Annotated in this window: 14 protein-coding genes; 5 read left to right on the forward strand and 9 right to left on the reverse strand. The window is 48.1% G+C overall.

Annotation, left to right across the window (positions count from 1 at the left end; translation table 11 throughout):
• Positions 1-30 precede the first annotated feature (30 nt).
• Both ftsE and ftsX read left to right on the forward strand, forming a co-directional pair.
• On the forward strand, positions 31-720 hold the full coding sequence (ftsE, locus tag ACXAG2_RS05540) for a cell division ATP-binding protein FtsE (RefSeq protein ID WP_119499924.1): 690 nt from the start codon (positions 31-33) through the stop codon (positions 718-720).
• Positions 717-1,697 carry a permease-like cell division protein FtsX gene (gene ftsX, locus ACXAG2_RS05545; RefSeq protein ID WP_303573904.1) on the forward strand — a complete coding sequence of 327 codons (981 nt, stop codon included), beginning with the start codon at positions 717-719 and terminating at the stop codon, positions 1,695-1,697. The genes ftsE and ftsX overlap by 4 nt, the downstream gene beginning before the upstream one ends.
• Positions 1,698-1,778: 81 nt before the next feature.
• On the opposite strand, the gene ACXAG2_RS05550 is transcribed toward ftsX, so the two are convergent.
• Complete coding sequence (locus ACXAG2_RS05550; protein ID WP_474865604.1) at positions 1,779-3,017, reverse strand: EAL and HDOD domain-containing protein; 1,239 nt, start codon at positions 3,015-3,017, stop codon at positions 1,779-1,781.
• 153 nt (positions 3,018-3,170) lie between these two features.
• The gene (locus ACXAG2_RS05555; protein WP_474865074.1) at positions 3,171-4,388 is read right to left on the reverse strand and encodes an EAL and HDOD domain-containing protein; all 1,218 of its coding nucleotides are present in this window, start codon (positions 4,386-4,388) and stop codon (positions 3,171-3,173) included.
• Positions 4,389-4,816: 428 nt separating this feature from the next.
• Here ACXAG2_RS05555 and rpoH point away from each other — a divergent pair, with 428 nt between their 5' ends.
• Positions 4,817-5,671 carry an RNA polymerase sigma factor RpoH gene (gene rpoH / locus ACXAG2_RS05560; RefSeq protein WP_119499928.1) on the forward strand — a complete coding sequence of 285 codons (855 nt, stop codon included), beginning with the start codon at positions 4,817-4,819 and terminating at the stop codon, positions 5,669-5,671.
• 40 nt (positions 5,672-5,711) lie between these two features.
• On the opposite strand, the gene ACXAG2_RS05565 is transcribed toward rpoH, so the two are convergent.
• From ACXAG2_RS05565 to pip, 6 genes are all read right to left on the reverse strand, one after another.
• The gene (locus tag ACXAG2_RS05565) at positions 5,712-5,906 is read right to left on the reverse strand and encodes a YrhK family protein (protein WP_474865076.1); all 195 of its coding nucleotides are present in this window, start codon (positions 5,904-5,906) and stop codon (positions 5,712-5,714) included.
• 3 nt (positions 5,907-5,909) lie between these two features.
• Positions 5,910-6,368 carry a carboxymuconolactone decarboxylase family protein gene (locus ACXAG2_RS05570; protein ID WP_474865078.1) on the reverse strand — a complete coding sequence of 153 codons (459 nt, stop codon included), beginning with the start codon at positions 6,366-6,368 and terminating at the stop codon, positions 5,910-5,912.
• Between the two features lie 101 nt (positions 6,369-6,469).
• Positions 6,470-7,276 (reverse strand): helix-turn-helix domain-containing protein, encoded by an 807-nt coding sequence (locus ACXAG2_RS05575; RefSeq protein ID WP_474865080.1) that lies wholly within the window; start codon positions 7,274-7,276, stop codon positions 6,470-6,472.
• Between the two features lie 26 nt (positions 7,277-7,302).
• Positions 7,303-8,223, reverse strand: coding sequence for a bifunctional GNAT family N-acetyltransferase/hotdog fold thioesterase (locus ACXAG2_RS05580; RefSeq protein WP_474865082.1), 921 nt, complete (start codon positions 8,221-8,223; stop codon positions 7,303-7,305).
• Between the two features lie 140 nt (positions 8,224-8,363).
• Positions 8,364-8,801, reverse strand: coding sequence for a D-aminoacyl-tRNA deacylase (dtd, locus tag ACXAG2_RS05585; protein WP_474865084.1), 438 nt, complete (start codon positions 8,799-8,801; stop codon positions 8,364-8,366).
• Positions 8,798-9,775 (reverse strand): prolyl aminopeptidase, encoded by a 978-nt coding sequence (gene pip / locus ACXAG2_RS05590; RefSeq protein WP_474865086.1) that lies wholly within the window; start codon positions 9,773-9,775, stop codon positions 8,798-8,800. Before pip ends, dtd begins: the two co-directional genes overlap by 4 nt.
• Positions 9,776-9,861: 86 nt before the next feature.
• On the opposite strand from pip, the gene ACXAG2_RS05595 reads away from it, so the two are divergent.
• Both ACXAG2_RS05595 and ACXAG2_RS05600 read left to right on the forward strand, forming a co-directional pair.
• Positions 9,862-10,104: a DUF6677 family protein gene (locus ACXAG2_RS05595; RefSeq protein ID WP_119499934.1), complete on the forward strand. Its 243-nt coding sequence runs from the start codon at positions 9,862-9,864 to the stop codon at positions 10,102-10,104.
• Complete coding sequence (locus tag ACXAG2_RS05600) at positions 10,104-10,751, forward strand: DUF2959 domain-containing protein (protein ID WP_474865606.1); 648 nt, start codon at positions 10,104-10,106, stop codon at positions 10,749-10,751. The genes ACXAG2_RS05595 and ACXAG2_RS05600 overlap by 1 nt, the downstream gene beginning before the upstream one ends.
• A gap of 49 nt (positions 10,752-10,800) precedes the next feature.
• Here the strand turns inward: ACXAG2_RS05600 and ACXAG2_RS05605 are convergent, their stop codons facing one another.
• Entirely contained in the window at positions 10,801-11,685 is an 885-nt protein-coding gene (locus ACXAG2_RS05605) for a virulence factor BrkB family protein (RefSeq protein WP_119499936.1), read from the reverse strand.
• Positions 11,686-11,702: the final 17 nt, after the last annotated feature.

Raw genomic sequence — 11,702 nt, forward strand, 5'->3', positions numbered from 1 at the left:
AGTATCCTTTCGTCGTTGCAGGATTAGCAGATGATCAAATTTGAGCAGGTAAGTAAAACCTACCCCGGTGGTCAGCGCGCACTGTCAAAAGTGAGCTTTCACATTGAACCGGGTGAGATGGCTTTTCTTACCGGCCACTCCGGCGCGGGGAAAAGCACGCTGCTCAAATTAATCAGTATTATGGAACGCCCCAGTGTGGGCAAGGTACTGATTAACGGTCACGATCTGAACGAAATAAAACGCCGGCAGATAGCGTTTATCCGCCGGGATATCGGCATGATCTTCCAGAGCCCGCATTTGCTGGACTCAAAATCAGTTTTCGATAATGTGGCGCTGCCACTTATTATTGAAGGCTATACCCGTAAAGAAACCTCTAAGCGTGTTGAAGCTGCGCTGGAAATGGTGGGATTGCGCGATAAAGCCCGCAGTTTGCCAATGATGTTGTCAGGTGGTGAAGCTCAGCGCGTCGGCATCGCCCGTGCGGTGGTTAATAAGCCGCCTCTGTTGTTGGCCGACGAACCCACCGGTAACCTCGATCCTAAGTTATCTATGGAAATCATTCGTCTGTTTGAAGACTTCAACCAGGCCGGCGTTTCTGTGTTTGTTGCGACCCACGATCTCGGGCTTATAGCCCGGATGAAGTACCGCACACTGACATTGAGAAACGGGCAGATGATCACCGACGGATTGTCTGAGGAACAGGGAGGAAACTGGGCATGAGTATTTTATTCAAAGGCCGCTCTCAGGGAGCCAGTGATACCCGCATTGGCATCGTTCAGGTTATCAGTGCGTTCTTCATCAGTCATGTCCGTCAGGCTTTAGGCAGCCTCGGGGAATTGTGGCGTCAGCCGGCCGCATCGTTAATGACTATTGCGGTGCTTGGTCTGAGCATAACCTTACCGGGCACACTCTACATTCTGGTTAAAAATACTGAAAAAATCAGCGCAGGCTGGGATCAGGCCTCGGAAATTTCCTTGTTTTTGAAAGAAGACACACCACCAGCCAGCGCGCAGCAACTGGTTGCCAGGCTGAACACCTGGACGGAGATTGACAGCGTTACTTTCATCCCCGCAGATGATGCCCTGAAGGAATTTCAGCATTTATCCGGACTGGGTGATGCTATCGCCTATCTGGAGTCCAATCCTTTACCTGATGTGGTGCTGGTGACGCCGGACGAGAAACATGCTTCGCCTACAGCCGCCAGATTACTGCTTGAAAAGCTCAAAGATCAGCGTGAAGTCGACATCGGTAAGCTGGATATTGAATGGCTTGAGCGCTTGTATGCGCTGCTGGATATTGCCAGAGAGCTGGTGTCGCTCATTGGCGTGTTGTTGTTTGTTTCTGTGGTACTGATCATTGGTAACACCATCAGGCTGAACATCCTTAGCAAGCGGGAAGAAATTCTGGTGATGAAGCTGGTGGGCGCGACTGACGCATTTATTCACCGGCCGTTTTTATATACCGGTTTCTGGTACGGATTGTTGGGTGGTTTGATTGCCTGGTTCGCCGTCATCATTATCTTATGGTGGATGGACAGCAGTATTCAGGCATTTGCGACGCTCTATCAGAAAGAATTCAATATTACCGGTCTGTCCGGTACTGCCTTACTGACGATGCTGGGTTTGTCGATTTTGTTGGGTTTACTGGGGTCACTGATGTCAGTACAGCGGCATGTCAGAGAGATTGAACCGCAATAACCACTTCATCACCCTGTTTTAAACGGCTGAACAGGTTACTTTCTCCGTGTATCCGGTAACCTGTTGTCTCTGCATAACCCCTCAGCGCATGACCGGCTTAGGGAAATATGCCGAGATGGTGGACCGGACGCCGTTTCCCCACTGAATAGCCTGATTGTAAAGTACGTGAAGCTGCTTCTGGTCGATGTCCAGCACTTTGGACTGCTTAATAATATTCATCCAAAGGGCACCCTCGAACGCTCTTGCCAGCGCCACATAGCTGTTAAATTCGCTGGATTTACCCAACAAAGCATCATTCACTTCGTCGGTCAGCGGCAGTTGTTTAAGAACGTCAGGCATATCCTGATCAAGGAGTGCATCCAGCAGTGAAAACAGGCCTATCAGGAAGCCGATTGGCGGATTCGTGTTAATGCCGCGCTGCTGAGAAAGCAAATCGAAGAATTTCGCCCGCACCAGCGACATGTGGATCAGCTCCAGCGGTTTATTGTCACTTAAATTGGCCAGCGATAATAAAGCGATGAACTTCTTAATTTCCACTTCGCCCATGTAAGTCAGGGCATGTTTTAGTGAGGTAATTTTGTAACGTTTATTGATTGCCGGGTTATTAATAAATTTGAGTAGCAGGAAGCTGAGAGCAGCGTCACGCTCAATGATTTGGTTGATCCGGCTGATGTTAAAGTCGTTGCGGGCACTTTCTCCCATCAAATCAACCAAGTTCATCTTCGAAGCCGGCAAGTGACGATGGAGTCGTGCTTCCGGCAGGGCGAAGAAATAGCCCTGGAAGAAATCAAACCCGAGAGAGCGGCAACTGTCGAAATCTTCGTGGGTGTTTACCTGTTCCGCCACCAGTTTGATATTGGCATCAAGATAACGGGGGATATTCTTTTCAATCAGATCGTAGTTCGTTTTGGTGACATCAACTTTAACCACATCAATCAGCGAAAAAATGTCCTGCTTCCCGCTCAGCATCATGGGATCATCAATGGCCAGACTGAATCCGAGATGTTTAATATGCGTGCAGGCTTCCAGTAATCCCGGTGTCGGTGCCATGGGTTCATTCAGCTGCACGACAACAGACTCGGGATTTAAGGAGGTAGGAAAGCGGGAAATCAGAGTGTCCGGATTAAAGTGAATAAACGATTTCTTTTCACCGGAAATATCGTCCAGCCCTAACGGATGGAAATGCTGGGCAATATATTTTGCTTTGTCCGGCTCTAATTCGGGGTAAGCGCCGCTTTTGCCGTCACGGAACAAAAGCTCATACGCGAAAACATCCTTTTCACGGTCTAAAATAGGCTGGCGTGCAATAAATGCGAACATACGACCTGACAATCCCTTCAACAATGGTAACGACAACTTTGTAAGTTGACTGCTCATAACACGGCATGAGCACGATGATATCAACTTTATCTTATGGGCCGCAGATTATCTATGCTCACGTAATTCTTTTCACTTATACAATGGGCGGAATTATTAATTGATACTATTTTCCATCGCGCCGGCCCATTTTAGAGACGAATTATACATACCATGAAGGGTGGTCTGGCGAATACCATATTTCTTTGAGAAGGCTTTTATTGTGGACCAGCGGGCGGACTCAATATGTTTTGCAAGCAAAAGGCAATCACTGAGCATACCCGGATTACCTTGTAAAGCGTGCTTCACTTCTTCACTCACCGGTACTTTCTCCAGCAACTCGCTCATGGGCTGCAGCATCATGGCATCCAGCAACGACAGCAAGCCGGCGAGAAAACTGGCGGGAGAATCGTTCAGTTCGTTCATACCTGCAACCAGCAAGCTGCAGAACTTTGCTCTGACGAGGGATAGTTGTAACAGTTCCCGTGGACTGTCATTATTCAGGTTTGCCAGGGCGATCAATGATACGAACTTTTTCACTTCATTTTCACCAAGGTAATTCAGTGCGTGGCGCAAATCTTTTACCTTTATCCGTTTATTGTAAAACGGATTGTTTATAAAGCGAAGTAACAGAAATGTCAGCGATGCATCCTTGTTGATAATGTTATTAATGCGGTCGAAATCCATCGGGGATTGATTACATGCGCTGATAAGCGCAAGCATATTCATCTGAGCCGGGATAATTTGTTTATGACGGACGAGCTCCGGCCGCGCCAGAAAGTAACCCTGAAAGTAGTGAAAGCCCAACTCTCTGAAACGTTCGAATTCGGCGTAAGTTTCAACTTTCTCGGCGAGCAGCTTGATTTCATACTGGCTTATTTCTGGCAGCAGAGAAAGGATCCTTTCCTCTTTCATTGAACGGATATCAAATTTTATGACCTGAACGCAAGGCAATAGTGGCCGCCATTTTTCGTCAGCGTCAAAATCATCAAGTGCCAGTTCAAACCCTATCTCGCGAAGGTGCCGGCATGCAGCAATAAGAGTCTCATCAACCTCGACGCTTTCCAGGATCTCAATCATCACCATTGAAGGATCCAGCGATGTGGGAAAGCGGTGAATTAATGTATCGCGATGAAAATTAATGAAAGCTGTCTTTCCACCTGTTATCTCATCCAGGCCTATTCCAAGGTGAGTTGAGCTGATTATTTTCGATGTGGCTTCATTTGGATCGATATCTGGAAATCCGTTACTTTTTCCATCGCGAAAGAGGATCTCATAAGCGATAACATTTAGTGTCGTGTCAAAAATTGGCTGTCTGGCGACAAAAGAGAACATCCATACCTCCTGTATGATCTGTTTCCGTTATTATTTTGTTAGTTTTGACTGGCATGAATCTCATTATGTGTGTCTGTCGTATACACAAGCGAACATTTACAGCTGTCAATTACTACCCATGGATTTAGCGTATACGTTTGAAGGATCAGGAAAAATTGGTATTTCGTCTAATTTCCGTGCTAAACGCGGTGAGTGGACTGATTTGAGAGACTAATTACATGACAGAACGTTTATCGATATCTATCGTTTGCTCTGTCGTGCTGAGTGGTGGTTTCATCGTCTGTACGGAACTAATTTGATGCAAATCAGGTCTTGATATTTAGTAATTTGTCACTATATTCCTAACTTGGAATTATCTGCGACAATCAAGGACTCGAAAGGCACTGCCCGTTTTGGTACAATACAGTGCTTAGCAAATTGAGGTGAATATGAGCAATAACATGCAAACAATGGCATTATCGGTGCCCCACAGCGGTAGCATCGAAGGCTACATTCAGGCTGTGAGCAGCATCAACATGCTCTCTGCTGATGAAGAAAGAAGTCTGGCGACACGTTTACGTGACGAAGGCGATCTGGAAGCGGCAAGAAAGCTGGTCATGTCGCATTTACGCTTTGTTGTACATATTGCTAAATCCTATTCAGGATACGGTTTGCCGCAGGCTGATTTGATTCAGGAAGGTAACATTGGCCTGATGAAGGCAGTTAAGCGATTCGATCCGGGCGTAGGTGTGAGACTGGTGTCTTTTGCTGTTCACTGGATCAAAGCTGAAATTCATGAATTCGTACTGAAGAACTGGCGTATCGTTAAAGTGGCTACCACGAAGGCGCAACGTAAGTTGTTCTTCAACCTGCGCAAGGCGAAAAAACGTCTGGGCTGGTTCACTCACGAAGAAGTGCAAACTGTTGCTGATGAACTGGGTGTGAGCACGAAAGAAGTGCTGCAAATGGAAGCCCGCATGAGTAGTCAGGATCAGGCATTTGATCTGAGTGCTGATGACGACGAGAGTGGCAACTTTGCGCCTGTGCAGTTCCTTGAAGATAAAAGCGCAGATGTTGAGATGGACGTTATCAACAATGACTGGGATAGCAATGCTTCCAAACGTCTTTATTCTGCTATCAAAACGCTGGATGAGCGTAGTCAGGACATTATTGAAACTCGTTGGTTGGCAGATAATAAGATCACACTTCAGGATCTGGCCGACAAATATCAGGTTTCTGCTGAGCGTGTACGTCAGATTGAAAAAAATGCCATGAAGAAACTTCAGGCAGCAATGGCAGCGTAAGCATTAACTAATACGCGATACAAAATTGAAAAAAGCGCCGTCAGGCGCTTTTTTTATGCTTAAGGAAATCTACTGTGGATGTGTATATCCATAGTGCCGATCCCAACATGAACAGATAAACACCGGTAACGGCATAATCTGCAAATTGCGGCAGAAACAGGGAGCTGCCACTGAGAAAGGCAAAACCGGCCAGAATATTGAGTAAGTAACAACTTGACGGGTCAATTGAAAACACAGTTTACCTCTTTTCTGTTAATGCCGGAATAAAGTTGAATCCTATCGACAGACGGTTCCAGCTGTTAATTTCTAAAATAACCGTGGTGAGGTCAATCACGGACTGCTCATCAAAAAATGACGACACGTGGTGATAATCGTCATCGCTTACACCACTTTCCAGACGGGTTAACGTTTCAGCCCATCTGAGTGCCGCTTTCTCCTGGTCAGTAAAGTATGGCACTTCCCGCCATGCCTGTAACATATCCAGACGTTCCTGTGACTCGCCGTGTTGCCTGAGCTCTGCTGCATGCATGTGCAGGCAAAAAGCACAGCCGTTGAGCTGTGAGACACGTAATCTGATGAGATCGGTTAAAGACTGTGTAATCGCACTATCTGTAGCCGGGCGGCTTAATGCGGTCAGGCATTTAACAATGCGCGGGGCACAGGCATATACGGTGTCCTGTGTAATACGAGTTTGCATATCTGCTCTCCTGTAAAGTTACTGGTAAGCAGTGTAGGCAATGGTTAACCGTCATTATTGTAAAAATACGACACGGGTGTGGATAAGCAATAAATAAGGGGTTACGGGCTATTTTTTTGTTTTCTCTGACGATACCTGGCGGGTGTTTCGCCCACAAAATCACGGAAGTGATTGGTGAAATGTGCCTGATCAAAGTAGCCGCTGGACTGGGCGATATCACTGAGCGGCGCATTACTGTAAATCAGACTTTTCCTCGCCAGATAAATTTTACCAAATATCAGCATTTCTTTAGGTGCCAGGCCGAGTGCCTGTTTGCATTTACGCTGTAATGTCCGTGTGGAACAGCCAAACAACTTTTCAAAATTTTGAGCACCGGCCTGGTAAGAAGATGTTACCAGCGCTTCTGTCAGTTTAAGACGCTGCTGCGTGTTGTTGCTGTGCCGGTGAATTTGCAAAGTAAGCCAGTCTGTAAGTACAGCGTAAACCTGAGGTAATGGCTTTCCACATAACGCCTCTGACGGGGGCAGCGGCTCCTGAAACAGTGCAGACAGCGGAATATCTGTATTTTGTGGTACCGACTCTGCTTTTATACCGAAACATTCTGAGAAAGCGCCGGGATGAAACCGGAAACTGACAGCAGAGGGACGATTGAATTTTGATAAATTGCCGGTTTTCGTTCCGAATATCACGGTGGCATCATAACAAGCATCATCGACTGAGAATGTCAGGCTATGGCCGCCATCCGGATAACACCGTTCTGTGGACAGCGCAGTATGGGTGGCATATTCAGACTGCCACACAGAGTGCAGCCAGGGCTTTAAATGAGCCGGTACGGGCACAAAAGTCATGTGCCCGGCGGTAAGTGAGGCGGCGGGAATAACTTGCTGTGGGGGTATGATGACTGTCATAACGTAACCTGCCGCCGCACGATTAATTACTCTTCTTCGTCCTGCTCTTTCTTAGGAGGAAGTACCCAGAAAACACCACGGAATTCAGCCACGGCGTTGTCGTCATCCATAATATCGACCTGTAATGTGAAACTGCATTTCTTGCGCTTTTCTAAGGGAGCAAATTTGCCGCTTAAGCTCTCCACATGACAGGTGGCACGGGGTTTCATTGTAATCGGCTTATGATAGTGAATATCACCGTCACCCAGTACAATATCGCCCATTAGCTGGCGTTCTTTCAGTTGCAGGAAAATCATCCCCCATCCGGTGAGAGTGGCCAGAGAAAAAATACTGCCGGCGAACATAGTACCGTGAATATTGATATTTTTATTCAGTGAGGCCCGTGTCTCCAGTGTACGGCCGGTATACTGATGCAGCTTGATGCCCATGTGTTCGGTAATCGGGATTGTTTCGGTCCAGGTGTCCTGAAGCTCTTTGCACCACTTCGGATGCAGCATAACGATCCCGGGATCAGTAAGCTTCTTCACCATTTGCTGGCGTTTCAGCATGCCCAGTTCATTCGGGGCTTCCCGTTCGATAACGAAGCCGCAGGAGCTGAAAAAATCGATGGAGGTTTCGCGGCTGTTGGTTACAGCCCGTATTGCGCCCATCTCACGGGCAACGCCTTCCAGCGCCCCCAGAATCATCTGGCCGAGGCCTCTGCGCTGATAATCAGAGTTAACAGCAATGTGACGAATCTGAGCTTCTTCTGCCGTATTCAGGTGAACGCGACCGGCGGCAACAATGTCTCCATTGCCGTTTACGATGACACGGTGCTCCGCAACCTGTTCATACTCATCTTTTTCTGAACCGGGAGGAAAATTCCATGGCTGGCGCAGATAAGTCCATCGAAACGTGAAGTATTTTTCTAGTTCTTCTTCTGTTTTCGGTGTGGCTACTCTAAACAATGTATGAGCCTTTTTAAAAATGCATCCGTCGCCCATTTAACCCTAAGGTGGCCCTGCTTAACAAGGCAATTCACCGATATCAGGCTATCCGGCCGGGATTAAGAGAATAAATAATTGAAATGTGAGGCGTTTGCTGAAAATTACACGGTGAAATGGAATGTAACCGGCCCGTCGTTAATCAGTGAAACCTTCATATCTGCACCGAAACGTCCGGTCCGGACCGGAATGCCCAGCGAACTGAGGTGTTCTGTGAAGCGGTTATAAATGGCTTCGCCATGAGCAGGACAGGCGCCTTTTGAAAACCCCGGACGATTACCTTTTTGCGTATCAGCCACCAGCGTAAATTGTGAAACGACCAGTACCGCGCCGCCGGCCTGCTGAATATTCAGGTTCATCTTACCGTCGTCATCACTGAATATCCGGTAATTCGCAACTTTCCGGGCGAGTTTTTCGATTTGTTCTTCGCCATCTTCTTTTTCTACTCCGAGGAGTAACAGTATGCCATGCCCGATAGCTCCGGTGACATCACCGTCTACTTTTACACTGGCTTCAGATACCCGTTGTACTAATCCAATCAACGCTTTTGCTCCCTGAGATAACGGGACATATCACGGGTGGCCCTGCAAAGAGCCAGTGCTATGCCCGGCTCAGATGTGCTGTGTCCAGCTTCCTGAACTATCTGCAATTCACTGTTTGTCCACGCTTTATGTAACGTGTATGCCCCTTTTGTGCTGCATATTACATCGTAGCGGCCGTGAACGATAGTGCCCGGAATGTGGCTGATGGCCGCTGTATTCTGCAGTATAAAATCTTCGGGAATAAAGCAGTGATTAGCCAGGTAATGGCATTCAAGTTTAGCCAGACTGGTCATCAGGCCAACCGGATAGTGGCCGGTGAGCTCACCGGTTCCGGCGGGCAGTGACAGCCTTGAAAGACGTTCTTCCCAGACGTACCAGCGTTTCAGCGCACTGAGTCGCTGAAGATCGTCAGAGGAGTCAAACAGTTTGCGGTAGTGGGCGCATACGGAGGCGGTATTCAGCTCGCCCTCAATACCATCTATAAAGAGCTCGTAGTGTTCGGGAAAGAGGGTCGCCGCTGCCCCCTGATGAGAGATAAACCAGTCCCGGTCTTCTTGCCTGGCCAGAAAAACGCCCCGCAGAATGAGTCCGGAAACGCTATCCGGCGCATCGATTGCAGCAAGCAAAGCCAGTGTTGAGCCCCACGAACCACCAAACAGGATCCATTGCTCTACGCCTAATAACTGTCTTAAGCCTTTTATATCGCCCAGAATATGTTGTGTAGTGTTGTTTTCCAGAGAACCGAAAGGCTTCGAACGGCCACATCCACGCTGTTCAAATGCAATGATGCGGAAACGGTTGCCATCGAAAAAGCGCCTGTAACCCGGGGATAAACCTGCGCCCGGACCGCCATGTAAATACAGAACGGGAAATCCATCCGGATTGCCACTTTCTTCGTAATACAGTGAGTGACCGTCACCCGTGTCAAAATACCCACTGCTGTAACATCCAATGTCAGGGTAAAGTCGTTTCATTTTATTTCAGTGCGTTGTATGTCTGGTTTTTTTGGTTTAGTTTAGCTACTAAAACACATATTTACGTAATATACGAGGAAGTTTATATGGCAGGTCAGGGTTCAGGCGGTAACGTCATTGCAGCAATCTGTAACTTTTTTATTCCCGGATTAGGTCATCTGGTCCAGGGGCGGATCTTAAGAGCATTCGTGTTCTTCGTGATTTGCTTCGCCTGTTACGGGCTTGCCGCAACAGTCATTTTCTTTTTTCTGTGGCCGGTGGGGGCGATTTTCCACCTGTGGGCCATTATTGATGCCGCCCGCTACAGGGGGCCAGAGGTACAGTTATGATGGGTAATGTTAAGACCGGTTTACTGGCATTCGCAGCTTGCATTGCGCTGTCCGGATGTCAGTCTGCTTATTACGGCGCCTGGGAGAAGCTTGGCGTAGAGAAGCGGGACATTCTGGTCGACCGTGTTGAAAACGCAAAAGAGTCTCAGGAAGAGGCGCAGGAACAGTTTGCGGATGCACTGGAAGAGTTCAGCGCGCTGATTAATTTCAACGGCGGTGAACTGGAAGACGTTTACGATGAACTTAACGGCGAATTTCAGGACAGCCAGGCTGCCGCCGCCGACGTTACTGCCCGTATCGACAAGGTAGAAAGCGTTGCGGAAGCCCTGTTTTCTGAATGGGAAGATGAACTGGAGAAATACGACAGTGACAAACTGCGCCGCTCCAGTGCAGAAAAGCTCCGTGCGACCCGTCGCCAGTACGAGACCATGATTAAGGCTATGAGAAAGGCTGAGAGCCGCATGGAACCGGTATTGACTGCGCTTCAGGATAATGTGCTTTATCTGAAGCATAACCTGAACGCCAGTGCAGTGGGCGCGCTGGAAGGCGAGCTGAAAACTATTCAGCAGGACGTGTCCCGTTTAATCAACGAGATGAAAGCGTCGGTTGCAGAATCTGATGCGTTTATCCGCACCATGAAAAACTGAACGACTCAAAACTGAAAAGCTGGCAGATTGCTGCCAGCTTTTTTTATGCCTATTCCAGCGGGACCTTCCGCGGTTCCTCACTGGCCCTGATGTCACCGAAGGCATCTTCCAGACTGCAGGTAAATTCAGCACCAATCAGCACCACCATCCACGATACATAAACCCACAGAAACAGTATTGGCAGCACGGCCAGCGCACCGTATATCACCTGGTATGAAGTAAAGTTAGTGATATAAAGGGCAAATCCTTTTTTCGTGAACTCAAAGCAGATAGTTGCGACGACCGCACCGATGAGAGCGTGGGAATAGCGCACACGGCGGTTGGGCACCAGCAGGTAAAGAATGACGAAAGCCAGCAGTGCAGCGAAACTCGGGATCAAAGTGAGCATAAAGGTACCCACGCCGGGCGTGTATTCTTCAGCAAACTCCGCCACGCCAACCAGATATGAGCTGATTGCCACGCTGGAGCCCATGAGCATCGGCCCCAGAGTAATCACCATCCAGTAGATGGCAAAAGTATAAATAACCGGCCGGTCGCTTTGCGTACGCCAGATACGGTTCAGGGTTTTATCTACATTTGAAATCAGCAGCAGGGCGACGACCAGTAATGACAAAATACCCACAGCCCCCATTTCCGAGGCATTGGAAACAAAATCGGTCATGTACTGCTGGACGACATCGCCGGCAGTTGGGACAAAATTAGAGAAAACGAACTGTTCCAGTTTACTGCGTACTGATGCAAAAGCCGGAAAGGCTGACATAACAGTAAATGTCACCATGATGAACGGCACCAGTGACAGCAGTGTCACGTACGCCAGGTGTCCGGCCGAGATAGTAATGTTGTCCGCTTTACAGCGGCGCAGGAAAATATGGAAGAAGGCATTGAGTGCGGGACGTTTGTCATTCCACAGCTTTACCCAGCGATTATCTGTCAAAACAGACTCCTTTCAAA

The sequence above is a fragment of the Alteromonas sp. ABH4_456 genome (assembly GCF_056160645.1).

Excerpts from the sequence above, each read along its gene's own strand:
- ftsE (WP_119499924.1), top strand. The coding sequence starts at position 31 with ATGATCAAATTTGAGCAGGTAAGTAAAACCTACCCCGGTGGTCAGCGC.
- ftsX (WP_303573904.1), top strand. The coding sequence starts at position 717 with ATGAGTATTTTATTCAAAGGCCGCTCTCAGGGAGCCAGTGATACCCGC.
- ACXAG2_RS05550 (WP_474865604.1), bottom strand. The coding sequence starts at position 3,017 with ATGTTCGCATTTATTGCACGCCAGCCTATTTTAGACCGTGAAAAGGAT.
- ACXAG2_RS05555 (WP_474865074.1), bottom strand. The coding sequence starts at position 4,388 with ATGTTCTCTTTTGTCGCCAGACAGCCAATTTTTGACACGACACTAAAT.
- rpoH (WP_119499928.1), top strand. The coding sequence starts at position 4,817 with ATGAGCAATAACATGCAAACAATGGCATTATCGGTGCCCCACAGCGGT.
- ACXAG2_RS05570 (WP_474865078.1), bottom strand. The coding sequence starts at position 6,368 with ATGCAAACTCGTATTACACAGGACACCGTATATGCCTGTGCCCCGCGC.
- ACXAG2_RS05575 (WP_474865080.1), bottom strand. The coding sequence starts at position 7,276 with ATGACAGTCATCATACCCCCACAGCAAGTTATTCCCGCCGCCTCACTT.
- pip (WP_474865086.1), bottom strand. The coding sequence starts at position 9,775 with ATGAAACGACTTTACCCTGACATTGGATGTTACAGCAGTGGGTATTTT.
- ACXAG2_RS05595 (WP_119499934.1), top strand. The coding sequence starts at position 9,862 with ATGGCAGGTCAGGGTTCAGGCGGTAACGTCATTGCAGCAATCTGTAAC.
- ACXAG2_RS05600 (WP_474865606.1), top strand. The coding sequence starts at position 10,104 with ATGGGTAATGTTAAGACCGGTTTACTGGCATTCGCAGCTTGCATTGCG.